At 42.0% G+C, this 24,413-nt stretch carries 21 protein-coding genes, 1 tRNA gene and 1 pseudogene; 8 read left to right on the forward strand and 15 right to left on the reverse strand.

Annotation, left to right across the window (positions count from 1 at the left end; all coding sequences use genetic code 11):
• Window positions 1-284 precede the first annotated feature (284 nt).
• Both HMPREF9009_RS18065 and HMPREF9009_RS18070 read left to right on the forward strand, forming a co-directional pair.
• Window positions 285-1,244 carry a hypothetical protein gene (locus tag HMPREF9009_RS18065; protein ID WP_049702923.1) on the forward strand — a complete coding sequence of 320 codons (960 nt, stop codon included), beginning with the start codon at window positions 285-287 and terminating at the stop codon, window positions 1,242-1,244.
• A 236-nt stretch (window positions 1,245-1,480) separates the two neighbouring features.
• Window positions 1,481-2,440 (forward strand): hypothetical protein, encoded by a 960-nt coding sequence (locus HMPREF9009_RS18070; RefSeq protein WP_049702924.1) that lies wholly within the window; start codon window positions 1,481-1,483, stop codon window positions 2,438-2,440.
• A gap of 96 nt (window positions 2,441-2,536) precedes the next feature.
• On the opposite strand, the gene HMPREF9009_RS18075 is transcribed toward HMPREF9009_RS18070, so the two are convergent.
• From HMPREF9009_RS18075 to HMPREF9009_RS18130, 12 genes are all read right to left on the reverse strand, one after another.
• Window positions 2,537-5,764: a fimbrial protein gene (locus tag HMPREF9009_RS18075; RefSeq protein WP_049702925.1), complete on the reverse strand. Its 3,228-nt coding sequence runs from the start codon at window positions 5,762-5,764 to the stop codon at window positions 2,537-2,539.
• A gap of 44 nt (window positions 5,765-5,808) precedes the next feature.
• A complete protein-coding gene (locus HMPREF9009_RS18080) occupies window positions 5,809-7,416 on the reverse strand; it encodes a fimbrillin family protein (protein ID WP_049702926.1) in 1,608 nt (535 codons plus the stop codon).
• A gap of 41 nt (window positions 7,417-7,457) precedes the next feature.
• Complete coding sequence (locus HMPREF9009_RS18085; RefSeq protein WP_049702927.1) at window positions 7,458-8,570, reverse strand: fimbrial protein; 1,113 nt, start codon at window positions 8,568-8,570, stop codon at window positions 7,458-7,460.
• A gap of 2 nt (window positions 8,571-8,572) precedes the next feature.
• Complete coding sequence (locus HMPREF9009_RS18090; RefSeq protein ID WP_049702928.1) at window positions 8,573-9,571, reverse strand: FimB/Mfa2 family fimbrial subunit; 999 nt, start codon at window positions 9,569-9,571, stop codon at window positions 8,573-8,575.
• A gap of 276 nt (window positions 9,572-9,847) precedes the next feature.
• Window positions 9,848-11,548 (reverse strand): Mfa1 family fimbria major subunit, encoded by a 1,701-nt coding sequence (locus HMPREF9009_RS18095; RefSeq protein ID WP_049702929.1) that lies wholly within the window; start codon window positions 11,546-11,548, stop codon window positions 9,848-9,850.
• Window positions 11,549-11,605: 57 nt separating this feature from the next.
• The gene (locus tag HMPREF9009_RS18100) at window positions 11,606-13,117 is read right to left on the reverse strand and encodes a DUF3868 domain-containing protein (RefSeq protein ID WP_083444208.1); all 1,512 of its coding nucleotides are present in this window, start codon (window positions 13,115-13,117) and stop codon (window positions 11,606-11,608) included.
• An 8-nt stretch (window positions 13,118-13,125) separates the two neighbouring features.
• Window positions 13,126-13,698, reverse strand: coding sequence for a DUF3575 domain-containing protein (locus HMPREF9009_RS18105; RefSeq protein WP_049702930.1), 573 nt, complete (start codon window positions 13,696-13,698; stop codon window positions 13,126-13,128).
• A 21-nt stretch (window positions 13,699-13,719) separates the two neighbouring features.
• Window positions 13,720-14,085 carry a hypothetical protein gene (locus HMPREF9009_RS18110; protein WP_004313606.1) on the reverse strand — a complete coding sequence of 122 codons (366 nt, stop codon included), beginning with the start codon at window positions 14,083-14,085 and terminating at the stop codon, window positions 13,720-13,722.
• A 701-nt stretch (window positions 14,086-14,786) separates the two neighbouring features.
• Window positions 14,787-15,329 carry an IbrB-like domain-containing protein gene (locus HMPREF9009_RS18115; RefSeq protein ID WP_004313605.1) on the reverse strand — a complete coding sequence of 181 codons (543 nt, stop codon included), beginning with the start codon at window positions 15,327-15,329 and terminating at the stop codon, window positions 14,787-14,789.
• Window positions 15,326-16,630, reverse strand: coding sequence for a DUF3440 domain-containing protein (locus tag HMPREF9009_RS18120; RefSeq protein ID WP_008022172.1), 1,305 nt, complete (start codon window positions 16,628-16,630; stop codon window positions 15,326-15,328). Before HMPREF9009_RS18120 ends, HMPREF9009_RS18115 begins: the two co-directional genes overlap by 4 nt.
• 3 nt (window positions 16,631-16,633) lie before the next feature.
• Window positions 16,634-17,041: a hypothetical protein gene (locus HMPREF9009_RS18125; protein WP_049702931.1), complete on the reverse strand. Its 408-nt coding sequence runs from the start codon at window positions 17,039-17,041 to the stop codon at window positions 16,634-16,636.
• 112 nt (window positions 17,042-17,153) lie between these two features.
• The gene (locus HMPREF9009_RS18130; protein ID WP_049702932.1) at window positions 17,154-17,561 is read right to left on the reverse strand and encodes a hypothetical protein; all 408 of its coding nucleotides are present in this window, start codon (window positions 17,559-17,561) and stop codon (window positions 17,154-17,156) included.
• A gap of 232 nt (window positions 17,562-17,793) precedes the next feature.
• Here HMPREF9009_RS18130 and HMPREF9009_RS18135 point away from each other — a divergent pair, with 232 nt between their 5' ends.
• From HMPREF9009_RS18135 to dnaB, 3 genes are all read left to right on the forward strand, one after another.
• The gene (locus HMPREF9009_RS18135) at window positions 17,794-18,096 is read left to right on the forward strand and encodes a DUF4248 domain-containing protein (protein WP_008022167.1); all 303 of its coding nucleotides are present in this window, start codon (window positions 17,794-17,796) and stop codon (window positions 18,094-18,096) included.
• A 267-nt stretch (window positions 18,097-18,363) separates the two neighbouring features.
• Window positions 18,364-18,981 carry a hypothetical protein gene (locus HMPREF9009_RS18140; RefSeq protein WP_032811748.1) on the forward strand — a complete coding sequence of 206 codons (618 nt, stop codon included), beginning with the start codon at window positions 18,364-18,366 and terminating at the stop codon, window positions 18,979-18,981.
• Window positions 18,982-18,989: 8 nt separating this feature from the next.
• The gene (dnaB, locus tag HMPREF9009_RS18145; protein WP_049702933.1) at window positions 18,990-20,369 is read left to right on the forward strand and encodes a replicative DNA helicase; all 1,380 of its coding nucleotides are present in this window, start codon (window positions 18,990-18,992) and stop codon (window positions 20,367-20,369) included.
• Between the two features lie 133 nt (window positions 20,370-20,502).
• On the opposite strand, the gene HMPREF9009_RS18150 is transcribed toward dnaB, so the two are convergent.
• Window positions 20,503-20,721: a DUF4248 domain-containing protein gene (locus HMPREF9009_RS18150; protein ID WP_008022164.1), complete on the reverse strand. Its 219-nt coding sequence runs from the start codon at window positions 20,719-20,721 to the stop codon at window positions 20,503-20,505.
• A 412-nt stretch (window positions 20,722-21,133) separates the two neighbouring features.
• Here HMPREF9009_RS18150 and HMPREF9009_RS18155 point away from each other — a divergent pair, with 412 nt between their 5' ends.
• Complete coding sequence (locus HMPREF9009_RS18155; RefSeq protein ID WP_049702934.1) at window positions 21,134-22,138, forward strand: beta-ketoacyl-ACP synthase III; 1,005 nt, start codon at window positions 21,134-21,136, stop codon at window positions 22,136-22,138.
• Window positions 22,139-22,212: 74 nt separating this feature from the next.
• On the opposite strand, the gene HMPREF9009_RS18160 is transcribed toward HMPREF9009_RS18155, so the two are convergent.
• Window positions 22,213-22,286, reverse strand: a tRNA-Asp gene (locus tag HMPREF9009_RS18160).
• Window positions 22,287-22,438: 152 nt separating this feature from the next.
• On the opposite strand from HMPREF9009_RS18160, the gene HMPREF9009_RS18165 reads away from it, so the two are divergent.
• Window positions 22,439-23,755 carry a pyridoxal phosphate-dependent aminotransferase gene (locus tag HMPREF9009_RS18165; protein ID WP_049702935.1) on the forward strand — a complete coding sequence of 439 codons (1,317 nt, stop codon included), beginning with the start codon at window positions 22,439-22,441 and terminating at the stop codon, window positions 23,753-23,755.
• 94 nt (window positions 23,756-23,849) lie between these two features.
• A pseudogene (locus HMPREF9009_RS18170) lies at window positions 23,850-24,197 on the forward strand (YqgE/AlgH family protein); the annotation flags it as partial.
• Here HMPREF9009_RS18170 and HMPREF9009_RS26250 read toward each other — a convergent pair.
• Window positions 24,132-24,356, reverse strand: a complete 225-nt coding sequence (locus HMPREF9009_RS26250) for a hypothetical protein (protein ID WP_083444210.1) — start codon at window positions 24,354-24,356, stop codon at window positions 24,132-24,134. The pseudogene HMPREF9009_RS18170 and the gene HMPREF9009_RS26250 sit on opposite strands and share 66 nt — an antisense overlap.
• Window positions 24,357-24,413: the final 57 nt, after the last annotated feature.

Here is a 24,413-nt window from a genome sequence, read left to right on the forward strand (position 1 = left end):
TATTCCTCCAAAAGGAGTGAGCTTCTCGGATTTTATTTGCATTTTTGCCATGCCTGATGAGGTTTTGTTTGATTATTTTTTTGCAACACTAAGTTAAGTGAATCCTCTGACATGGCAAAATCCTGAGCAACTTTTTGTTGCTCAGGTACTTAAAAAAAATATTTTATAATAGTGTTGCGGAATTAAGGTTTTAAAAAAAAGAAGATTTAAATAGTTTCAATTTCCGAAACAACTTGCCACTGACAAATGTTTATAATAGAAAAGTATTATTTATTAGAACTATTATGATGACAAATAATCCAAATGCAAACCTCATAGAAGCGATGAAGGAAAAACTTCCGCTCAAAGGGCAACTGGCAGATATGTTAATGGACACGCTATACATAGGAAAAGAGGCAGTATATAGAAGATTGCGCGGTGAAGTACCTTTCACCTTGCAAGAGTCGGCTCTTATTTCAAGAAAACTGGGTATATCGCTAGACAAGATTATAGGACTGAGTTTCAAATCGAACGCCATGTTCAATATAAACATTGTAGATTATGACGACCCGTTCGAGAGTTACTACAATATCCTTGAAAAATATGTCTCGCTGATTAATACGATGCCGGATGACCCGAATTCTGTAATGGGAACTTCTGCCAACATTATTCCCCAGACTCTCTATCTGAAACATGAGCTTCTGGCAAAATTCCGTTTATTCAAATGGATGTACCAGAATAAATATATTGATTGCAAGAGTTTCGAAGAGTTGGATATTCCATCGAAACTGGTCAATATCCAAAAAGACTATGTAGCAATGACACGTCATATCCACTCCATAGACTATATATGGGATAATATGATTTTCCAGCATCTCATCAACGATATCCAATACTTCGCCAGCATCCATCTCATTTCCGACGAAACGAAAGAAGAAATCAAAAAAGAATTATTCTTATTGGCAGACGAACTGGAAGAACTGGCTATCAACGGTAAAACAGCCGACGGCAATCGTGTACGCATCTATGTGTCGAATATCAACTTCGAGGCAACATATAGTTATGTAGACACCAATAATCTGCAACTGAGCCTCATACGTATTTATTCTATCAACTCCATTACCACGATGGACAACGAAATTTTCTGTACCTTGAAAGAATGGATTCAATCTCTGAAAAAGTTCTCCACTTTGATATCCGAAAGCGGTGAAATGCAGCGTATTCAATTCTTCAAGCAACAGCGAGAAATTATTGACGCTCTTTAATTTTATTTTCGCAGATTAGAACTTCAAAAAAAATTAAGTTCCAATAAATGAAAGTAGATAAGAATCTTATCTACTTTTTTTCATTCCCTGTTCCCATCCTACCCACTTGATTCCCAATCAGAAAAAGACCTGCACATTCATCTCTGTTTTACCACACAAATCTTTCAAACACAAGACGTAATTTTGCATAGAATGTATCACAGAGATTATTAACATTAAAATTAAAGGAACAAACAATGAAAAACGGTATTCTAAACGAATTAATATCTACAATGAGGGAGCGAATTCCTCAAGATATGAATCTGGCCAATACTTTGGCTGACATTTTATGCATGGGAAAGGAAGCTGTCTATCGCAGATTGAGGGGTGAGGTGTCTTTTACAATAGACGAAGTAGCGCTGCTTTCTCAAAAACTCGGTATTTCTATCGACCAGATTGTCGGTAGCCATGTATCTAATAAAGTTACTTTCGACCTGAACTTGCTTCATGCTTCCAATGCATTGGAAAGTTATTACGAAATAATCAACCGTTATCTGCAAATTTTCGACTATGTAAAAACAGATAATACGACGGAGGTGTATACTGCATCCAATTCCCTGCCCTTTACACTTTATTCTTCCTATGAGAATTTGTCTAAATTCCGTCTTTGCCGATGGATGTATCAGAACGGAGATATAAAGACGCCACATTCTTTGGAAGAGATGTCTGTGGATGAACGGATTGTCAATGTGCATAAGAAGTTGAGTGAAAGTATAAGACAGTGTCCAAAAACGTTTTTCATCTGGGACACAAATATCTTTTATTCTTTAGTGAAAGAGATCAAGTACTTTGCAAGTCTGAATCTGATAAGCAAGGACGATGTCATGCATTTGAAGGAAGAGCTTCTTCAGTTACTTGACGTGGTAGAACATCTGTCCATAAAAGGAGAGTTCAGCGAAAACAAGAAAGTATCTTTCTATCTGTCCAATATCAGTTTCGAAGCCACTTACAGTTATATCGAGAAACATGATTACCAAGTCAGCCTACTGCGGGTATATTCTATCAATTCGATGGATTCGCAAAGCTCATATATCTGCCAGATGCAACGCAATTGGATTCAATCGTTGAAGCGCCACTCTATTCTAGTTTCAGAAAGTGGAGAAGCACAGCGTATCGCTTTTTTACAAAAGCAATTGGAAGTTATCAATACCTTGTAAACAATTGTAGATTTTAGGATATAAAAGAAAGAGGTGTAAAAGACGAGCTGTATCAGAATGAAGACAAACAACATTCTGATACAGCTCTTTTAGCTTTTATTCTATTGTGCGCACACAACGATACCAAGCCCAATTGGTGGATTCTTCCGTAGTCCATGCACCGAATTCTCCATTATTATGTCCGACCACCCAATAGCCGCCATCGCGTGAAGTCAATGTCCAGTGCACAGCGCTAATCTTCTCGAATCCGCTCCCTGTCCAAGTAGTTGAACTACCGAAACCTTGGTTCTCGATGCTGGTAATGGCCCCTCCCATACTGAGTAGCAAATACATCTCACGCTGGGTAGGCAGACGCCAGCCACTCTTTTTTTCTTCGCATGCCGCTTTTGCTTCCGACCAAGTTTTACCATTACTACTGGAATTTTCAATCTGAAGCTTAGGAGCAACCTTATTCATCGCGTCACTTGTACCCGGAGTTTCACCTGAAGCAAATAACACCGAAGGATCCGTTCCTCCACTGGCATCGCGAGAGACAATAGTGACCCCCGAGGATTCTACCGTTAGATAAGGGTACTTCTTTCCACTATTTGTATTATTCCTCACGCAACGGAAATAATTATTCTTGCTAACAGATTCGGAATCCAAAAAACCTGCCGACATCTCCATCCAAAAACGGGTAGCAGAGCCTTTAGCCTCATAGTATGATGAAGTCCAGTAATTACCGGTCCAGTTTTGATACCACCCATATATATTCTGGCTATCATGATTATTATAATTCTCCGCATTGCCACCCAAAGCATTTTCATAAGCGAATGACAGCAACAGTTCACTGGCAGTAGGCAAACGCCAACCATCGCCTATATTCCTACAGATATCCTCCGCATCGGCTACATTTTCCAACCGCCCCACACTTTGTTTGGCATCGCCTACTCCCTGATAATATATCCTGTTATCAAACCGAAGCGGATAAAGATAGAAAAGAGGTTCCCCGGCAGTTGTGTAAGATTTGGTTTCGGACACCATCTGAAAGTCAATCGTACGATAAAATGGGAATTCTTCATCCGACACAGTATGCATTACATTTCTGAACGTGATTCTTATCGTTCCGCTTTTTCCCTCTTTCCACTTGCCGGGGTGAAGCTTCAGCCTAAAATCGTATCCGTGGCCAACCACATCATTCCCCTTGCCGTCATCATAGCCTATGATAGACTCAAGATACATCTTGTCGTCCGCATTCTTTCTGCCTATAATTACATCATTATCCGAATCGGTCCGAATCAGTCCGGTACCATCATCGTTCGTTATATTCAATTCCTCAATATCCATAATTTCCCAATTGTTATTGACAAATAATTGCAAGTATTGTTCCGCACCCAGATTGACTTTATAAGTACGGCTATTGACTGTAGTGGGAATATATCGGAATGAGAATTCCAACTCCCCTTGATTGATGGGGAATTGTACATGAGTGAGGTATCCCTCCTTATCGTACAGGCCGAATAAGATGAAGTCCCAACGCCACCACCAGCCTGCACCATCTTCCACAGTACCATCACCTGCTCTTCGCGGATTAGGCTGTATGGTAAACGCCTGCACCCTTTCACTGAATGGTACCGTATTCGTCCTGTCTAATTGCGGTATTAAACCGCCGGCATTGTATTGGATCATACTGATATCGTTAGTGTCAAAAAGTTTGCCTTCTATCTTATCCACGGAAAACATGACATACACCGTCTGCGGTTCAAGAGGGAGTTCGTCACCATCGGGATTTCTAATCGGGAAAAAAAGACCTCTCTCCAACACATTTCCGTATGCATCAACAAATTTAATAATTCCCGGATCTATCGTATACTGCGTCACTTCAATATTGTGAGTCAAGCGCCCTGCTGTCAACGTAACAGTAGCCTTACGCTCAACACCTATAGTTTCATTATTAAAATAAGGAATCTTCAATTTGAGTTGGGTATCGTCGTTCGCAACGCCCGACGCCGCATCGGCTCCACCTTCAAATTTGAGCCAGTCGCTCCCTGCAGTAACAGTGGCCTTCCAGCCGCCGGGACTGTCAGTAAAAACGTCTATGGCATAACTATTATTCTGGTATTGAGTTACAGCGACCTCCGATTCACCCACTCCGAGCATATATTGCCCATTGTAGACTACATCTTTGACCTTATCACGGTCATAGTGTATCAACCGGAACTTCAGGTTGGACATGACTGTATAGGATGCCAACGCCTCTCTAAGACTTGCATAACCGGTTCCTAACGCCTGAGTAATAGTAATGATGTATTTATGGTTTCGCTTCAAAGGCAAATATTCCACCTGCTCTCCTATATTTCCGGTTTTGGTGAAATCCACCCGGTAAAATGTCGATTCACCAGTACCAATCCTTCCTTTCACAATCAGGCAAGTGGCATCCTTACGGCTCGCTTCTCCGTCTTGTCCCACACCACCGGCATCCTCTGCCGCCAGGGATTCAAAGGTATAAATCTCCCCATCGTAGGGTGTGTTACCCTTTACGGAGTAAAGAATTGCATCCCCTTCTTCCGTCATTTTACCACTGTTCGCAGGGAGAACCGGAGTATCCGGAGCCGGTTCAGTAACCTGTCCGTTCGTGTTCCACGGCGGAGCAATGTATCCGGTGGTATTGTAATTGGCCAGATAAACCTCTTCGACCGTGAAATTCGAAGTGGCACTGTTATTATGGATATCGATACGCGCCAGCATACGTTTCATATTTATGCCGGTTATCGGCTCCATCGAAGGAGTGATTTTGTTTATTACCTTCTCCCCGTACATTGGAATCCGCGTATACCCACCAGTCGTCGAGCCGTCTGCCAGCCATTTGCCGGTCTGGGTGTGGAGCATCTTTTCCATTGCCTCAACCTTGGTGGTCACTCCCTTCTTGAAGCCCGACACAATATCATCAAGTTCCCTATTCGCCACAACCACGATGCAGGTAGATGCGGTGGTGAAAGGAAGTTTGGCAGAGAAACTCACAGTGGAATTATCAGCCAAGTCCTGCGTGACTCCTGTAGCGGTGACCCATTCCAAGTATACCGCCGGTGTTTTTGACGCATCAAAAATAAGAATATCCACCGTTTTTATTTCGTCTTCTTTCTTTGCAGTTCCCGTTCCGGTCATCGTACGCGAAGATACGGACGGAAGATTTACATCGGGAACCGTTAATGTAAACCGGATACCGTTTCCTGCCGGAGAAGGTGTTGATCCTAATTCTTCCTGTACGCATCCGGTAAGCCATACCGTCATCAACAAAACAGACAAAAGATAGCACCTTCTTATGATTGAAATCCCATATTGCATATTTCTATTTCCTTTCCTTAAACTTTAATATTGCATATTCGCCATTATGGCGCGGTCAATGTCACCGCTATTGGCAGATTATCACCATTCGTATTGGTTAGTGTGAGTGTAGCCGTATCACCGGACACAGCATCGGCTCTAAAGTAGAAGTAAACCACATCACCACTCACGCCACTTGTTTCAAGCATTGTCTCACTGTTAAGCAGAATTTTATCCGGATCCTGTATCTGGGTTATCTTCCACTCCCACGTTCCCGGATTGCCCGAAGTAAAGACAAGCTTGCGACGTTGTATATTTCCGGTTCCACCATCGCTGCCGTCCAATTCTACGTTCGAGGTCAACCACTCTCCGTCTTCTTTCCACTGGCTCAACAGTACATGATGTCGCAGATTACCGGCATTGATATAAAAGCCTGTTTCCCGCTTAGTTCCGGTTCCGGAGTTAAATCCGGGCATCACAACCCGGATATTATAGGTATATACACCTCCCGAAAAGGATGTCTCGGCCATATTAACCGTTGCCCACGTATCCATAGTACTTTTGTTTAATGACGCACCCGGCAGATAGCCCGTATTCGGATTGGCATCATAATTCGTTTTCGCTTCTATATTGACAGTAACACCATCACCAGCCGTCTGTACCTTAGTCTGCGATAACTTGAGATAATATTGTTTGTCGAAAATCACATTCACCGGGCTTTCCGTCCATTCAAGCGGCGTGGCTGAAAGCTGATAGGTTTCGTTGGATATCGTAAGATTGTAGTTGATGTACTCGCCCGACTCCCAAGAGTGCGGGTTCTTGGCGATAATATCACTGAACAGGAATTCCCGGTCGCCAAAGTTGGTGGTAACAACGATTTTGGCGGTTGCGGAGAAAGCGTCGGTCGGTAGCATAAGGAATGTATCCCCCATCAAGATGGCATCTTCGGTCACCGTTTTGTTGTCGGTGAGAGTAGAAACGACCTTCCCGGTGGCAACATCGCTCCAGACAAACTTCGGTTTGCCGTTTTTCGTCGTGGTGGTCGGAATTTCAGTCACCGCAAGGTTACCGCTTTTTCCTACATTCTGGAATTCTATTTTCTCGATAGTCACCTCATCCGGTACAAGAGCTACTTTCTTGAATGTAAAGGTAACCTTGGTCAATGTGTGGTAGAAGTGTATATTCACACCCTCAACCCATACAGGGCCCGATATAGCCGCCAGTACATCGACATGATTGGCGGCGGATGCATTCGCTGTATAATTCAGCACCATTTTTTCGGGATCAGTGAAACTCGCAGTAGGCGCATTCGCATCGTTGTACGGATACCAGGAGAAGAATTTCATGCTCGCATTCAGCAATCCGGGCCAATATTGCAACGGCGAGATGGTGGCTGTCAGGTCGGCGTTAACCGTGGCACTTGCATTGAAGTATGGTTGGGGAACGGAAGCATTGGGAGTCAGTGAGCCGTAAAGACCGAAAGTCTCTTCTTTCAGATCGGTATTCGAAGAGATTGCCGCACCACGAGTGTAGACATAGCCGCCTTCTCCGATACGTTGCACAACAATTAATTCCTTATCACACGTCATCTCTTCTCTGACACACGAAAAGAGGACAGCCGAAAGGACAGCCATTGCCATAATCATCCTAATATTATTAATAGTCTTTATCATCTTACTTCTTTTCCGAAATTAAAAACAATCAACGAAAGATATTACAAGCCCAGATCCAAGTCAATGTCTTGTCTTTCACCCCAATCTTCCACGCTTATCGTCAGTATCTGAATACCTATTTTTCCGACGCGTGCCGTTACCTGATACACGTTGTTCCGACGGATCTCCGTAAAAGGTTGCGCCGTCGGACTGCCTGTGCCATCAACCTTTGTTACGCTTTCAATTACTTTCTCGGTTATTCCGGTGACGTCCGAAGGGCCTTTCGGGACATTAGCCATACTGATAGACAGTCGGTCGGAATAATCCGACTTGAATAGGCGTTCGGCTGTGTAGAACGAGCAAAGCAACTTCCGGTTTTCAGCTCCGGGAGCCGATGAATATGCCCAAGTTTCTGTAGTCGCAGCTGTCCACTTATGCGTTAACAAATTGCTTTCCGACACGTCTTCCTTCACTTTACCGTAGTTTTTTGAAGGGTCGGCGTTATCACGCGTGCCGTTGCCCACGTTTCCCATCACGAAATAGCTATCGTGAGAGAAATTATGCAAGGTGACACTGGTGCTTCCGGCAGTATATCCGGTCACCGCCCCGCCGTCTATAGCTTCGATAAAAACATCTACTCTGGCTACGGCACGTTCGATCACCATTTGTACTGTTTTGGTTTCATCAGGTGCTATGGATATATCCCGGATCACTCCTGTCATAGGCATTCCGGTTGCCGAAATAATCTGCCCGTCACTATTCAGTATGCTGGAGATATCGTAAATCATCTCCTGCAACGTCAAAAGATTGGCTATACCGTCAAGTTTGCTTGTGAGGCTCTGCGGTTCGTTGGCTATAACTACGACCAGGATATCATTGCTGGACGTCACTTTGAGAAGTTGCGCATCTATATCAGTAGCTGTCTCCGGAGTACTCAACAAGATATGTTCATTCACATCCAGCCTCACGCCACCGGGCGTGCTGCCGAATACGATAAACCGCATGGAGTTTATCTTCTCCTGTTGTTCCACATCCCCATTGTTCACCAAGTCGATGCTAAGTTGCGCCCGGGTAGTATGGGCAGGCAACTCATAAGCTACATCAGCTTCTCTACTACATGAGAACAAAAGGATGGTGGATGCCAGACAAATGATATGTAATAGCTTTTTTCTCATTCTTAAACTTCCATCCCGTGGAGCCAATGAATCCAGTTCCCCACGACAATACCAATCTGAAGGAATCCTCCTCCGGTTTTTTCAACAACTGTAAATATCAGGTTCCATTCACTCTGCCTGTCAAGATATTCCTGAAAGGGAAGCTCCGTTCCGTCGTAACGGGAAACCGGCCGTGCAATACTCAAGAGTGTCATCAGATTATAGCTCCAGACTTCGGCTTCGGTATTCGCATCCCTTATAATAAATTTATAATCCCATCCGCTCCTGTTGAGCAAACGCATCGTGTTCAGGCGTGCGGACATAACCACGTCGGATATTTCACCCGGACCTGTATAGTAAGGCACATAAGTAACCGGCCCTTGTCCTGCGGGTTCGTTTTCCCAGGAATAAACCGCATTTTCCGGTGCCTGAATTTCAAATGTATATTGTGTGCCATCCACTTTATTTTCCTCATATCCCATTAACGCGAGATTAAACCGATTGGTGTCACGTATCAGGTTCACCGGATAAATTTTATGGTCGGTACTGGATGGCAGGTGGTCCACTTCCACAACCTCTCCGAAGTAAAGATGCTGAAACTCGAAATTAACAACATCCGTCTCCCGCTTCAGGGATACAATGACCTGTTGGAGGGTGGTTGTTCCCGGTGCCAGTTTATTACCAGCATTGTCCGAAAGCCGGAATCTGTCAGACAGACTTCCGACGGTCAGTACTTTATAACTTCCGAAATCGAGCTCGTCGGTCAACGACATCTGGTTTCCACCAACCAGCGCAGCAACCTCGGCACTTTTGGTGAAAAGCAATTTATCATCGCTGTCGAACACAAGTACATCCACCGATTTAACCTGCGGATTAAATGCATCCGCATATTCCATATTGTAGTCGAATACAAATTCCAACCAAAGCTCGCACCGTGGCAGGTCTTCGCGTATACTGTCGCACGAAGCCATACATAGCATCGAAGCAACGATAAGGAACAGCGATTTAGTTTTTCCGAACATATCTTTTTCTTTTAGGGGGCAGCCCTATCGGTTTGCCATTTTATATTGTCAGAGATCTCTATTTTGTGACCTCCGGTTATTTCCTCTTTTAGGGGCGCGCTTTGCATTTCATTGCATCTCGGATGCGCCGGTATATTTCAGTGCTGTTTTTGGAAAGCCTGTCACCGGCTTGTTTTTACTTTTTTCGGCGGTCTGTTCCGCACGGAATATCTATTAAAAAAAGTACAGGGCAGGCAGTCCGCACTGCCCTGTTTTCTTTGAAAGCAAAGAGTTTATTTAGATTTCGAAATTTGTAGTCCAGTATATCCACGGAGCAACTTTAATCTCAAAATGAAGATAAGCACCTTTCTTATCGATATCTTCTTCTTCATCCGGATCTTCGGGACCACCACCAGGATACCACGGTGTACCGTTACCATTCACCTTTGTCAGCGTAAGCGTATAATAGTTATTACGTACTACACCGTATTTCCCATACTCCATGTAATCGTTGGCTGCATTGTCATGACGAATCTCATAGTAGTAATAGTTGAGACTCTTTGGATACCAATAGATGCAACCTTCTTTTTTACACAGTTCACCACCATTCTGAATGTTGCTGTCGTCAAGAATAGTCTGCGTAAGAGATGCAAAATCACCCGGATCATTGGCAAGCATAAGTTTTATCTGGTCATAGAATAGTTCACATGCCGAAACCAAGAGTTTCTCCTCCGCATTCATTGGTTCTGAGTTTGTTTGTTTAGCTTTAGCAGGCGTATAAGCAGTCAGCAATTCGGCAAAACTCTTGAAGTTTTTAGAGTTAGTTCCGTTAGGAAGACGATACCAGTCATCTCCTAAAGTAAATTCACCGGCCTTCCAAGGTGCATATTGTCCCTTAAGTACCAGACGCGTAGCCGCACCGAACTTCTGATATCCTTCAGCCATCGTATTCTCGATGCAGTATTTGTAACTTTCACCCACAGTTGTACTTTCAGTAGCCCATTCTACCTTAGGTTCGCGAGTAGTAGCATCAAGTGTATTCTTAACAATGCCTGTAAGATATTCAGTTCCACCTGCAGTCGTAAAGTTCGGGTCAACTGTATAGAAGTTACTTTTGTAGAATCCAGAAGTATGAGACGACTTTGTGGTAGTCTTCTTTGCAAAAGGATAGAACAGAGAGTTGTAGTAATCTATAGTCCAATTTCCAAAATCAAACTGTCCAAGACTTGCATTTGTTCCATCTTCAATAGGTCCAACTGCTAATGGACTGCCAATCATAACTTCCAACTTTGCAGCAAGGCGTTCTATCTCAAGAGTAGCCGGATTACTTTTCGCTGCGTTCTGAGCTTGCGCTTCCGATTTATAGTCGCTGACCAAAACAATCTTGTCCGATACATCGAGCAGACATTCATCTTCCCATTTTGAATTGACATCATCGTAGAATCCGACATTAATCATTGCACAACCTTTGGAGTGCACAACCTCCTCTACCAGATAAGCATTGTTGGGCTTAGTATTGTTTTCAGGAACTGTAACCATTGCATTGATGGTAGCATAGGTTGCATCTGCCGCAATAGCATCCAAGCGACTCTTTAATTGGTAACCCGGATTGGCAACAACAAGCAGATACTTAGTATTCGGGTTCACTTTAACCGGAGTATTCGGAGTCGTAACTCCACTTGCATCATCTGTATCAAAAGAACTTGATCCCAATACCGTGGCATACTTAGTTGCCTTTTCATCCATAGTCACCACCTTACTCGCATCGAACGTAATCAAATAGAGCTCATTAATCGCGCTTTCCTTCTTCAAAGCCGTTTCTTCGCCAGAAGCACGTGAACCAGGCACTTTTGGATTAGTCAGACTAATTGATACGTAAGCTACATCATAACCTGCTCCCCCTTCAACCTCCGGATTTTCCTCCAGATTCTCATTTGAACAACTTGCCAATGCCACAATGGCCAGCAACGAAACTAAAATTGATTTAATCTTTAGCATAATACAAAAAATTATTAGAATTAATACATATATAATTTCCCACTTAATCAGTAAGTTTTACTTACCATTTTTTCTCATTTCGGCAGCATTAGCCTTCTTCCTGACTAATTCTTCCAGATTGCCCCTAGCTGCATCCAGACCTGACTGCTCTGCAACCTTCAAAAACTTCTTCGATAATTCATAATCTTCCTTCATTAACATTAATATTCCCATAGCATTATTATATTCCGGCAAATTCTTATTCGAATTCACCATGCCCAGATAACGTTCGGCCGAAACCAAGTCATTGCGTGATAAAGCGGCAGTAGCAGCATTTATATTTGCAATCTCACTCTGCGGATACATCCGGACAGCCGTTTCGAACACATCAATAAATTCTTGCGAGCCTGTCGGATAGGTATTAGCTACCAAAAACATTTCATTCAAGCTCAAATTCTGCGGACGCGTCTTGATAATCTCTTTCGCTTCCTCCACACTGAAATCCCTCACTTCGTAATTCACTTTACAGATAGCCACACGCAGACTTGGGAAAATATACTTCAACAAGTATCGGTAAGGCGTTCCTCCGTGAAGTTGCATCAGTTTTGTTTCTCTTCCTTTTTCAATAGGTATATTCCTGATAATATCCAGCACTTCGCCTTTATATTCCAATTCGATTGTTTCAAGCGCCTTCTCCAGTCCGTCCCAGTTTTCACCTCCAAAGACAATGTAGTATTGGTTTCTCGGAAAATCGTATCTGTGTGCCAGATAATCCCGAAGTGCCATGGCACGCCCTTCAGACAGACGTTTGTTCGCTACCAATGTTCCTTCCGGAGAAGCATAACCGATAATATCCAGACGGTTCACTTTCACATTCGGATCGGACTTCAGCTCATCGATCATCTTGCGGATTTTAGCTAGTTCCTGAGGATTATTCATGTATTCGGGACGAATATTGACTTTATTCACCTCGAAATCCAGAAAACATTCTGCTTGAATATCTCGTTGTTTGATTTCTTCCGCTTTCGGTTGCAGATAAGCAAACTGAGGAACCACTACATAAGGCGTCCATACACGTTCCAACGTCACTTTGCCAAATTCCTCTGTGTTCATCAATTCCGTTTCGCCGCAACCACATTCATCACGCTGCACGTCCAGACGCGCATCCTTCATCCATGATTCGAACGGAACCAGATATTGATACCGAATCGTATCATTTCTTAGTTTTCCAGCTTTTTCCACTATATATGGCTTCTCGTAGTTTCTCTTCTCTTTGGCACTCATCAACGCAAGCTCACGCTCATACGCCAGATACTCGTCACGACCTTTAATAGAAACTTTCGGAAGATTCTGTGTGTATCCGGGAGTCACCAGTCGCGGAATAAAATCCATTCCCCGGGCAGATTTCACTTTCACATTATTCAAAACAAAATCTATATCGACATGAATAAAATCACCTTTCTGTTCCAACCGCACCGGATTCACAGTAATGCCACCTTCGTAAGAGCGGGATTGAGCCATAGCAGTGTTTATATTCAGGCTGCAAACCACCAACATACACACAAGGAAATCTATTTTTCTTATTATCATACTCCTCATTATTTAATTACATAAATAAGTGACACACTTGCTTTAGTAGGCCCGAAATAGTTTTTGCTGCTTTCCTTTAGTCTCGTACCACAAGTAGCGCAAGGATACTTGTCATATACAATGTGCGCATATCCCACTCCGACAGATGTTTCTATACTCCAGCGTTTTTTCAGAATCCACGAATATCCTACGGAAAAGCCACCACCATAAAGATATCCCTGATAACGCGTATGCTGCATATTGTCACTGATAAAAGACCAGTCGGGCCATCCCCCTACATTGAAATCGGCATAATGTCCATGCATTCCGACAAACATACGGCGAAAACTCTCACAAAACCAGTAACGGACTTCAGGTTGTATTCCCCAATGACGGAGGCGTTTGCCGTCGGAAAGTTTCCACGGATTATAATTGACCAGAATATCCAGCGTCCATTTACGCGCCAGTCCGATCTCCAGCCCCAGATTCATGGTAGTAGTAGCGTCATACAGCAGATTGCTTTTCAGCGCAACCTTCTGGGCATGACCCTCGGAAATGGCACATCCGAGCATGAATAATATGAGTATAGTAACTTTCTTCATTTATATCACATTTACTGTTGTTTATTGCCCCAATTGAGTAACATCTATTTTTATGCGTTGCACATTACTGATACCCGTTTTAACGGAAGACACCATTGTTGTGAGATGTACGATTCCGTTTCTGGAATCCGCCTCTACATTGGGCAATACCTTAATATATATCTTACCGTCTTCAACGATAATGCGTTCTTCTCCTGTATGTCCCTCCGGCATTACGGAAGAATACAGACGAATCCAATTTTTAGCACTTTCATCCACTTCGCCCGTAAGGCAGAAATAATCGATTTCATACACTTCCGAATTTGAATTTCCAGTAGGCATGAGCTGAAGTGTACTTCCCGTAGCAGGAACAGCTTCCCTTTGTCTAATATGAACTTCTTTTTCCAAATTTCCTGTTTTTAATGTTATAAATTCATGGGGATAGTTTCTTGAGTGTCACTATAAGACAGAGAGCCAAGCAAAGGATTGCTCAACGGCTTAGTCAACAACTTGGCATATATATCCGCACAAGTTGTCACCTTCGATGTTAATTGAAAGAGAGTGCCGGTCACATTCGACCCCTGCACACACATCACAGATAATAAAAAAATCAAATATAAAATACTGATTGTAAGTTTTGTTATTTCTCTCATTAATTCTCTAATATACTTTCTTCTACTTCTTGTATATCTCTCTTATTTCTCTTTTTGCTTTTCTCTCAGGACAATATTTTTGTCCAAATCTCATATTGCAAATTTCGGAATATTAAAGGAGATACAAAATTGTATTCATTTCTGTTACAGAGAATCAACTTAGAATAAAGGGGCTAATTATGCAGGTAGCGAACAAGAGGGTTACGAAATTCACAACAAAAATATTTAATATCCTCATTTCTTTCGATATGCGAACATTAAAAAAAACCAAGTTTCTCTCATAAAAACTTGGACAATGGAGGGAAGTTATGGTTTTCTGTGTCATTTAGACACAACTTAGGCACAAATTAGACAAAAGACATAGCTATTTTATACAACAAAATAGCCCAATAACTTGTATAATTTGTGCCTAAATGACAACAAGTTCAATTTCTATATGTATATATAGTTATCAAATTATAAGGTTTTACGCTCTGTTTCCGTAGGTGCCACCTCATCAGGAATACTGAATTCGCGATTAGCAAACAGATCGGCAAGTCCTGAAATTTGTTTCAGACGCAACAATTCATCACGGTCCATACCAATATTTTTCATTATCCATTGATCGGACATACCTGCCTTGTCAAGTTCCGCAACAATGTTGCACATCAATTCAATGTTATGCATTCCACGCGCACGGTTGTGCCGGATGGTCGAACTCATACGGTTAGACAGGTCTTTGTCTATCACCACAATCGGCAATAAGCCGTTTTCACGCTTATAGATTCGTTGGGAAGTTTTCAATACCGTATAGCGATGGTAGCCGTCCACCAGTATATAATGGTCTTCATCTTTATTGTAGTAACATACACATGGCATTGTAAAACCATCTTCCCAAATAGATAGTTCCAGCAACTTCATTTCAGGCGGTGCAACGACATTCGGATTATAATCGTTCGCATATACTTTTTCTACGGGTACCGCTTTTACCTCGTAAACAGGACTTTTATCTACACTCATGATACTATGATTCTATATTGTTCCATAATTTGACTTCTCTTACTCATCTCCTCCTTCGTAGGTGAGAATCCCATATATTTGCAGGCATGGTCATTTTTAAGAATACACACACACATCCGTTTATACGTAGGTATTTCTTTGAATTCCGGAATGTCGATATCATCCTGATATTCCATACGTACCGGTTTTTTCAACGTTTTATAGTTACTGTTGTCCATAACGATAATCGGTACTTTCGCATCAATCAACTTTTGGATGGTAGCATCACTTAGACATCCACCTTTTGTCCGCCAGAAATTCACACTCACTGATAGTTTACGGAGATAGTTTTTCCTCGCCCGTTCCGGCAAAGTGGACAACAAGAAATACATAAATTCGCGCCATGTATATCCTTCGGGAAGTTTCACCGACTGCCATCCCATCGCATGAGTACCGCCATACATACCGGTAAAGTTCACACCGTTCACCCTTCCGACCATTTTACCCCAGGTATTGGGATCTAGCACCCGGTAAAGTTGCAGGCTCTCTTGCGCTTCGTTAATAAAAGGACTCGCTACACGCTGGCGCTCCAGATTGACTCCGGCACGATAGTAAAGGTCATATAAAATATTATAATCCCACTGGAATTTTCCATTGGCTGTCCATACATCCGTTGTCTTCCAGTCGAATATAGGATAGGCATTATAAATATCATTTCCTACTTTTGAAGTCCATTTGTATTTATGATACATCTGGAATTTGCGGCTCATATAGATACACCTCCACCGGTTGAAACTCTCCTGTGTACGGATTCCGATCAGACAACAAGTGCGCACAGCGTCATTTTTAGTATGTATCCATTGCGCAAAGCGCATCTGGAATTCATAATCCCACATGGTTGTATTATAAAAAGGAAAATCATCTTTGGTCATTGCCTTTTTAGGCATGGAACGAACCCATATATTCTTTTTATTATCTTCCCAGGGACGCCAAAAGGATTGATACATCGAGGTGCAGGTAGCCACACGGAAAGGAATACATACCCGGTACACATCCAGAATATCCTTGTTAGCTTCCAGCATCCGGTCTACATAATCGATGGTCATTTTATACTGGATTTCATAATCCATGTGAAAAACTCCCAAACGTACCTTCAGGTTATTCTTCCGGATATAATCGATACACATATTCAGCAGTACCCCGCTGTCTTTACCTCCGGAGAATGACACATATATATTATCAAATTCATTAAATATAACTTTCAGTCGTTCTTGTGCTAATTCATATACATTCTTTGTGCCTGCTATTTTCTTTTTTGCCATAAGTTATCTATACATTTTTACATACCGTGTCCATTTCTTGTCCATGGATATAAATTCAAACTTTTCAAATGTTTCTTTATCTTGTACTAGTGTGACCGAATTAAGCAACCAACTCTCAGGCCCGAATTCCGCAATGACGGCAGGCAACAAATGCGACAGGATTTCCTTCCGTCCAGCGTCTTCTGCCTTTACATAATAATTATTGATTACAGCTTTCTTCCGGCTTTTCTGTTCCACCGGCACGAAGCCCACCACTTCTTTATCTTCAATCGCAATAAACCACACATACTCTTCGCCCGTCTTGAAAGGGTAATTATTGTTTGCGCGTATCACTTCGGGATCCATCACCATCGGCGCCACAAGCCGATATAAATGTTTGTCTTTTCCTTTTAATCGTATTATCTGTATCATATCATTCAAAAATGGACACACAAAAATAAGGAAAAAATATCAAATTCGTCATTTCTGTTCCTAAAACATTTGTTTTTCATGTTATTATCTCTATATTTCGATATTTTTGAAATCACCCGTCCGTCATTCCTCTCTCACGTTTAAAGTAAGTCAGTATGGTGGCAAAGCTTAGATATTCCCGCCCGGGAGTATGCGACCGGCTTTGAAATTGATAACGGGCAAAGATGACTTCACATGCCAGTTTATATTTAAAATGCAGCTTTAAGCGGTGCTGTAAAAACTCAAACACCCGACAGAGATATGCAAACACGTCTCCCACTTTGTCATCGGGACTCACTCGTGGCTCACGATGCGTATCCGATATGTGTTCCATTTCACTAAGAACATATTCCAGCTGCTCTATTTCCTCGCTAGTGTTTTGCATTGTACATTTCATTTGTTCTATTTTCTCTTCCTGACGAATGTACTGTTCACGCTTTCGTTGTAAACGATCTTTTATGACCTCTATTCCTTTTGACATTATAAAATTTAGTTATATATAAACGGTTTGACCTTACTGATTATTAACCGGCAAAAATGCCATATAAAATTTAATTTCGCATGCAAATATAGAGAAGATTGTTTAAATAATTAGATTTTTATTTAAAAATATTCATACTTATAACACATTTAAATTACCGGCATCATAAAATCGGTTTTTCCTTCCAATGAAACGAATCGTACTTTTGCGGAATATTTAAATATTTTAAACAATGGATAATCAATCTTTTGACTGGCTGCTTCATGGCTGCCATGCACTGTCCGAAGTGGCAGTAGCTTATTTTCCGAACTATCAGTATAATTGTTCAGCGGTGAAAGCGTTCCGTCGGATCATCAAAGAACATGCGGTATTACTGAACCAACTCACGGAAGCGGGATTCACCCCGCATACCACAACGCTCACTCCTCAGCAAATTGCGATTATTGTAAGGTTCTGGGGAACGCCTGCATTAGTATACGAAATGATAAAAAAGAATTCATATCTTGCTGTCCCGAAAATGAAGAAAAAGATATAATGTATTTTAATACATTCTTTTTTTCATTTATATATTAATGGATGAAGGGGTGGTCGAAGTGCTAATATAGGCATGCCGGCCTCCCCTTTTAACAGGGCGTTTGAGCAAAAGTAGAGGAAGGCAGACAGAGAGGTCCAAAAATATGGGCAATAATCAGGGGTATTGGACACATGAGCCAATATTAAAATATTTAGCCGTTCATAACCGTAAAATTGTACATCTCAACCAACCGGACTACCTTCGCACCAAATTAAAACAATATAAAGTATGATTAAATCTACAGCAGAAATGCTTAAAAAGGGATATCTCCTCTTCCCTAAAGTCTTATTCGAGGAGCAAATAAAAGTGACTAAAGGCGCAACAGGATATTTCGACGCGTTTATTTTGGTATTAACGCATGTCAATTATAGTACTGTGGAATGTCGCATCCACCAGTACACATTTCAATGCCGGCGGGGTGAATCTGTAATGTCCATGGTTCATTGGGCAGAATTATTCGGTTGGAAACGCAGTCGCACGCGGTATTTCTTCAATAAAATGTACGATGAAGGTATTATCGAAAGATTGTCTAATCCATATATCACTCACATCCGCATACCCGACTACGATCTGTTGGTCGGACAGAAACGTCGGGAAAGTGTCCGTGCCGAAGCTGACGGTATCACCTTCGATACGTTTTGGGAAAAATATCATGATATTACCCGGAAGCCTAAAACCAATGTCGGCCGTGCTCGCCGGGAATGGAACAAGTTATCTGTCAACGAACGTTGTCTCAGTCTAAGTCACATCGATGAATATTATGATAATCTGGCGGATATCAAGTACTGTATGCAGGCTGCCTCCTATTTGTCAAATAAGGCATTTATGAATGAATATGACTATTAGAAAAGAAAATGAGTGAGATAACAAACCCACAGGACGCCGAACTCGAAGAAGTCGTGCTCGGCGCCTGCCTGCTGGAAAGCAAAGCTATTACACTGGTTGCCGACATATTACGGCCGGAAGTATTTTACACTGAAACGAACCGTGAGATTTATGCTGCCTTGCAGGATATGTACCATGCCGGGCAAGTAATTGATATCATGACCATAAAAGAAGAACTTGCCCGGCATGGCAAGCTCGAATTTATAGGAGGGCTTTATACACTGGTGCGTATCAGTTCACGCGTAGTGTCGAGTGCTCACCTGGAATATCATGCCCGGATTCTCAAACAGAAATATATCCGTCGTGAAACGATTTTAGGATTTCACAAACTGCTGGCACTGGCTGCCGACGAAACGACTGATATAGACGATACCTTGGCAGACGCCCATTCCCTCCTCGATCGTTTGGAAAAGGAATGTGGTACTACCGAGCATCTTCGTTCTATGCTGCAACTTATGGAGGATACCATTAAACTAATAGAAGTCCGTGCAGCCTCCAACAAGAATGGTGTCACAGGGTTGCCAACCGGATTTACTGATCTTGACCGCCTGACATGCGGCTGGCAAGCAGGTGACATGATTGTTATAGCTGCCCGTCCTGCAGTAGGGAAAACGGCATTCGCCCTACATTTGGCACGCACCGCTGCTTCGGCGGGATATCACATTGCTGTATATAGTCTTGAAATGCAAGGTGAACGTTTGGGAGACCGCTGGCTACTGGCTGCCACTACGGGAGTTAACCCCGATCATCTCCTCAGCGGACAATTAACTCCCAGCGAATTACGGCAAATACACGAGGCATCAACAGAGTTGTCTCATCTGCCTATTCATATCGATGATAATCCGTCGGTGAGTATGGATTACGTTCGTTCTTCTGCTAAACTGTTACAAAGTAAAGGAAAATGTGACGGTGTCATTATTGACTACCTGCAACTGTGTGACATGAAAACAGACCAACACAACCGCAACCGAGAGCAAGAAGTAGCCCAAGCTAGCCGCAAAGCCAAGATGATGGCAAAAGAATTGCATATCCCTGTGATACTACTCAGTCAATTAAATCGTAATGTAGAGGGGCATCCCGATAACCGTCCCAGTTTGAGTGACCTTCGCGAAAGTGGGGCTATCGAACAAGATGCTGATTTAGTACTGATGCTTTCCCGCCCTGCTCTCTCCGGACGTGCGACAGACCGCAAAAGCACCTACTCTACAGATGGATTGGGTGTGATGGGTATTGTGAAACACCGCAACGGAATGACTGGTGAGCTTTATTTCAGACATGATCCGAGTATGACGAAACTGGAGGATTACGTACCCGGAATAGATTGGATGAAAAAGAATACAACTGCCTGAACGGTAAAATAAGACAGTGTTTTACAAGAGCTAAAGCTTAGCTTTAGAGGTCGTAAAGCGATGCTTTAGGTTATGAAAAGCAATGCTTTACGATCTCTTCTTTTTTTAAGTTTCAACAATCTTATCCCGTGTCTTATGGTTCTCCCAATGCGTCTATAATCACTCTTACCTCCAAAGGTGTGAAAGAACGGCAGTTGGGCTGATAGCCGAGGTCATACAGGCGTTGTAGAAGTCCCGGACATAACAGGATCCATTTCTTCATTTTTCGATAAGCAGCGATGTCGGTTAGTTCGGGAGAATAAAGTGAGGCAAGTTCCATACGGCCATACGCACGTATTGTAAATTCTTTCATGATAAATAAGCTTTGATTTATATCTACAAAATTAACAAAATATTTTCACATATGCAATACTTTTTCAATGAATAACTGACTATTATCATGCATTACTGACAGGTACAAATTGAATAACCGACATGCCATCTTTATGCCAAAACAAGTTGCTCGCAAACTTCTTGGTTACCAATATTGGAATAGCACTCATGATGCTCTATCAATCAAGTATTTACGACAGTCCGTCACTTTAAACAAAAATCGTCTATTAAAAAGTCAGACAAAATTTGGTCAAATATTCCTTTTTATTAATTAAAAAGGCTACAGTTTCACAAACTAATATTGGATTTCAGTCTCTTTTCCATATATTTGCGCCCGCATTTTTATTATTGGATCAACCTCCTTATTCAATTTACCAAACTAGATAAAACAAATGGAAAATATAAACGCAGTAATTACAGGAGTCGGAGGATATGTACCCGATTATATCTTGACCAATGATGAGATTTCAAAAATGGTAGATACCACTGATGAATGGATTATGGGGCGTATTGGTATTAAGGAAAGGCGTATTCTGAAAGATGAAGGACTAGGAACTTCTTACATAGCTCGTAAAGCTGTCAAACAACTGATAAAACGCACCCATACAAATCCGGATAATATTGATCTGGTAATTGTAGCTACAACAACTCCTGATTACCGCCTTCCTTCCACTGCTTCTATTTTATGTGAGAGACTGGAACTGAAAAGAGCTTTTGCTTTCGACATACAGGCCGTTTGCAGTGGTTTTTTATATGCATTGGAAACAGGAGCTAACTTTATCCGTTCCGGAAATTACAAGAAAGTGGTGGTTGTAGGTGCTGAAAAGATGTCGTCAATAATAAACTATACCGATCGGGCAACTTGTCCTATTTTCGGCGATGGCGGAGCAGCCGTCATGCTTGAACCTACTACTGAAGATTTGGGTATTATGGATGCTGTGTTAAGGACAGATGGTAAAGGATTACCTTTTTTACATATTAAAGCCGGTGGTTCCGTATGCACCCCTTCTTATTATTCATTGGATAATCAAATGCACTACATCTATCAGGAAGGACGCACTGTATTCAAATACGCGGTATCTAACATGGCAGATGCCTGTGAATCTATTATTGCAAGAAACCATCTAAGCAAAGACAATATCGACTGGGTGATTCCCCATCAAGCTAATCAACGCATTATCACTGCTGTAACACAACGTTTGGAAGTTCCCGCCGAAAAGGTCATGGTTAATATTGAACGATACGGCAATACCAGTGCAGGCACTCTCCCACTCTGCCTTTGGGATTTTGAAGATAAACTCAAAAAAGGAGATAACCTAATTCTCACTGCATTCGGAGCAGGATTTGCCTGGGGAGCTATTTATATAAAATGGGGATATGATGGAAAAAACAGATAGCGATTAATCGCTATCTTCCAAATAAAAAATCCTCTGATTTACTAGAAACCAGAGGATTTTTTATTTGGAAAGTGCGGTGCGTACGGGACTCGAACCCGTGACCCCATGCGTGACAGGCATGTATTCTAACCAACTGAACTAACGCACCAAAATATTCACTAAAGCATCTCTCTCGATTGCGGATGCAAAGGTAGATATTTTTTTGAAACCTGCAATAGCTTCAGTATCTTTTTTCTGAAAAAGTGGGTTTATTAAGAATTATCGTGTACATTTGCAGCTACTAATAAAATAGAAAATAGAATGAAAAATACACCAATTGAACGACATCTGATTGATGAAACTATAAATGAGTTTCAAATTGTCGATTTTTCAAAAGCTACCATTCGGGAAGTGAAAGCTATTGCTTCGAAAGCAGAAGCTGCATCGGGAGTTGAATTTATTAAAATGGAAATGGGCGTTCCGGGACTTCCTCCTTCCGCAGTAGGTGTGAAAGCAGAAATTGAAGCGTTACAAAATGGTATTGCCAGCCTATACCCTGATATCAATGGATTGCCGGAACTGAAAAAAGAAGCGTCCAACTTTATCAAAGCATTTATTAATGTAGATTTAAATCCGGAGGGATGCGTACCTGTTACCGGTTCTATGCAAGGCACATTCGCTTCATTCCTTACTTGCAGTCAATGCGACGAAAAGAAAGATACGATTTTATTCATCGATCCCGGATTCCCGGTACAGAAACAGCAGTTGGTAGTAATGGGACAAAAGTTCGAAACGTTTGATGTATATGACTACCGCGGAGACAAACTGAAAGAGAAACTGGAAAGCTATCTGAAAAAAGGAAATATATCAGCTATCATTTATTCGAATCCCAATAACCCCAGTTGGATTTGCATGAAAGAGGAAGAATTGCGGATTATCGGTGAATTGGCAACACAGTATGATGTGATTGTTTTGGAAGACTTGGCTTATTTCGCGATGGATTTCCGGCAGGATTTGAGCAAACCATACCAACCTCCTTTCCAGCCATCAGTAGCCCATTATACAGATAAGTACGTATTGTTGATTTCCGGTTCGAAAGCATTCAGCTACGCCGGACAGCGCATTGGAGTGAGCTGTATCTCTGATAAATTATACCACCGAAGCTATCCGGGACTGACCAAACGATATGGCGGCGGTACTTTTGGAACTGTTTTCATTCATCGCGTACTTTATGCACTTTCATCAGGAACGAGTCATTCCGCACAATTCGCCATGGCTGCCATGCTGAAAGCTGCCAACGAAGGACAATATAACTTCCTCAACGAAGTGAAAATCTATGGTGAGAGAGCACAAAAATTGAAAGAAATCTTCCTCCGTCACGGTTTCCACCTGGTATATGACAACGACTTGGGCGACCCGATTGCGGACGGATTCTATTTCACCATCGGATACCCGGGAATGACCAGCGGCGAACTGGCCAAAGAACTGATGTACTACGGAGTAAGCGCGATCTCATTGGTTACAACAGGAAGCCATCAGGAAGGATTACGCGCGTGTACCTCTTTTATTAAAGACCATCAGTATGCGCAACTGGACGAAAGAATGAAACTATTTGCTGAAAATCATCCGATAGCCTGATTATCTGACATAAGATATTCATAAAAGCCATTCTTTAAATGAAAAAAAACGGAAATAACGATTGTTATTCCGTTTTTTTTCTTACATTAGTGGCATGAATATCGACTCTGACATATTTAAGATTCAATCGAATAATGTGTTACCATCAAGAGGAAGGATTTTAATATCTGAACCTTTTCTGCGTGACGCAACGTTTGGCAGGTCCGTAATTTTACTGGTCGATCATACGGACGAAGGAAGTATGGGATTGGTTATCAACAAACAACTGCCATTATTCCTGAACGATATCATCATGGAATTTAAATATCTGGACGAGATTCCTCTATACAAGGGTGGACCGATTGCCACTGATACTTTATTTTACCTCCATACACTATCAGACATCCCCGGCTCTATCTCTATCAGCAAAGGACTTTATCTGAATGGAGATTTTGATGAAATACCTCAAATCCGCAACTAAGCTCTTCAGCGTCCTTCTTGCGTCTAAACGTCCTCTCATCACTGAATTAGCAGATAAATTGAGGCTGAAATACCCACTTCTGCCCACAATATCCCCTTGCCCCACTATGCGACTTGAGGCAATACGCAGTATCATACCCATAAGTTGTAGGCGTTATCCAAAATCAGTCTGAAAAATATCTGCGTAAGCATTATTACA

It is taken from the genome of Bacteroides sp. 3_1_13 (assembly GCF_001185845.1).
Classification (GTDB): Bacteria; Bacteroidota; Bacteroidia; order Bacteroidales; family Bacteroidaceae; genus Bacteroides; species Bacteroides xylanisolvens.

Coding starts and splice junctions, on each gene's coding strand:
- HMPREF9009_RS18065 (WP_049702923.1), top strand. CDS start 285: ATGATGACAAATAATCCAAATGCAAACCTCATAGAAGCGATGAAGGAA.
- HMPREF9009_RS18070 (WP_049702924.1), top strand. CDS start 1,481: ATGAAAAACGGTATTCTAAACGAATTAATATCTACAATGAGGGAGCGA.
- HMPREF9009_RS18075 (WP_049702925.1), bottom strand. CDS start 5,764: ATGCAATATGGGATTTCAATCATAAGAAGGTGCTATCTTTTGTCTGTT.
- HMPREF9009_RS18080 (WP_049702926.1), bottom strand. CDS start 7,416: ATGATAAAGACTATTAATAATATTAGGATGATTATGGCAATGGCTGTC.
- HMPREF9009_RS18085 (WP_049702927.1), bottom strand. CDS start 8,570: ATGAGAAAAAAGCTATTACATATCATTTGTCTGGCATCCACCATCCTT.
- HMPREF9009_RS18090 (WP_049702928.1), bottom strand. CDS start 9,571: ATGTTCGGAAAAACTAAATCGCTGTTCCTTATCGTTGCTTCGATGCTA.
- HMPREF9009_RS18095 (WP_049702929.1), bottom strand. CDS start 11,548: ATGCTAAAGATTAAATCAATTTTAGTTTCGTTGCTGGCCATTGTGGCA.
- HMPREF9009_RS18100 (WP_083444208.1), bottom strand. CDS start 13,117: ATGATAATAAGAAAAATAGATTTCCTTGTGTGTATGTTGGTGGTTTGC.
- HMPREF9009_RS18105 (WP_049702930.1), bottom strand. CDS start 13,698: ATGAAGAAAGTTACTATACTCATATTATTCATGCTCGGATGTGCCATT.
- HMPREF9009_RS18115 (WP_004313605.1), bottom strand. CDS start 15,329: ATGAGTGTAGATAAAAGTCCTGTTTACGAGGTAAAAGCGGTACCCGTA.
- HMPREF9009_RS18120 (WP_008022172.1), bottom strand. CDS start 16,630: ATGGCAAAAAAGAAAATAGCAGGCACAAAGAATGTATATGAATTAGCA.
- HMPREF9009_RS18125 (WP_049702931.1), bottom strand. CDS start 17,041: ATGATACAGATAATACGATTAAAAGGAAAAGACAAACATTTATATCGG.
- HMPREF9009_RS18130 (WP_049702932.1), bottom strand. CDS start 17,561: ATGTCAAAAGGAATAGAGGTCATAAAAGATCGTTTACAACGAAAGCGT.
- HMPREF9009_RS18135 (WP_008022167.1), top strand. CDS start 17,794: ATGGATAATCAATCTTTTGACTGGCTGCTTCATGGCTGCCATGCACTG.
- HMPREF9009_RS18140 (WP_032811748.1), top strand. CDS start 18,364: ATGATTAAATCTACAGCAGAAATGCTTAAAAAGGGATATCTCCTCTTC.
- dnaB (WP_049702933.1), top strand. CDS start 18,990: ATGAGTGAGATAACAAACCCACAGGACGCCGAACTCGAAGAAGTCGTG.
- HMPREF9009_RS18150 (WP_008022164.1), bottom strand. CDS start 20,721: ATGAAAGAATTTACAATACGTGCGTATGGCCGTATGGAACTTGCCTCA.
- HMPREF9009_RS18155 (WP_049702934.1), top strand. CDS start 21,134: ATGGAAAATATAAACGCAGTAATTACAGGAGTCGGAGGATATGTACCC.
- HMPREF9009_RS18165 (WP_049702935.1), top strand. CDS start 22,439: ATGAAAAATACACCAATTGAACGACATCTGATTGATGAAACTATAAAT.
- HMPREF9009_RS26250 (WP_083444210.1), bottom strand. CDS start 24,356: ATGGGTATGATACTGCGTATTGCCTCAAGTCGCATAGTGGGGCAAGGG.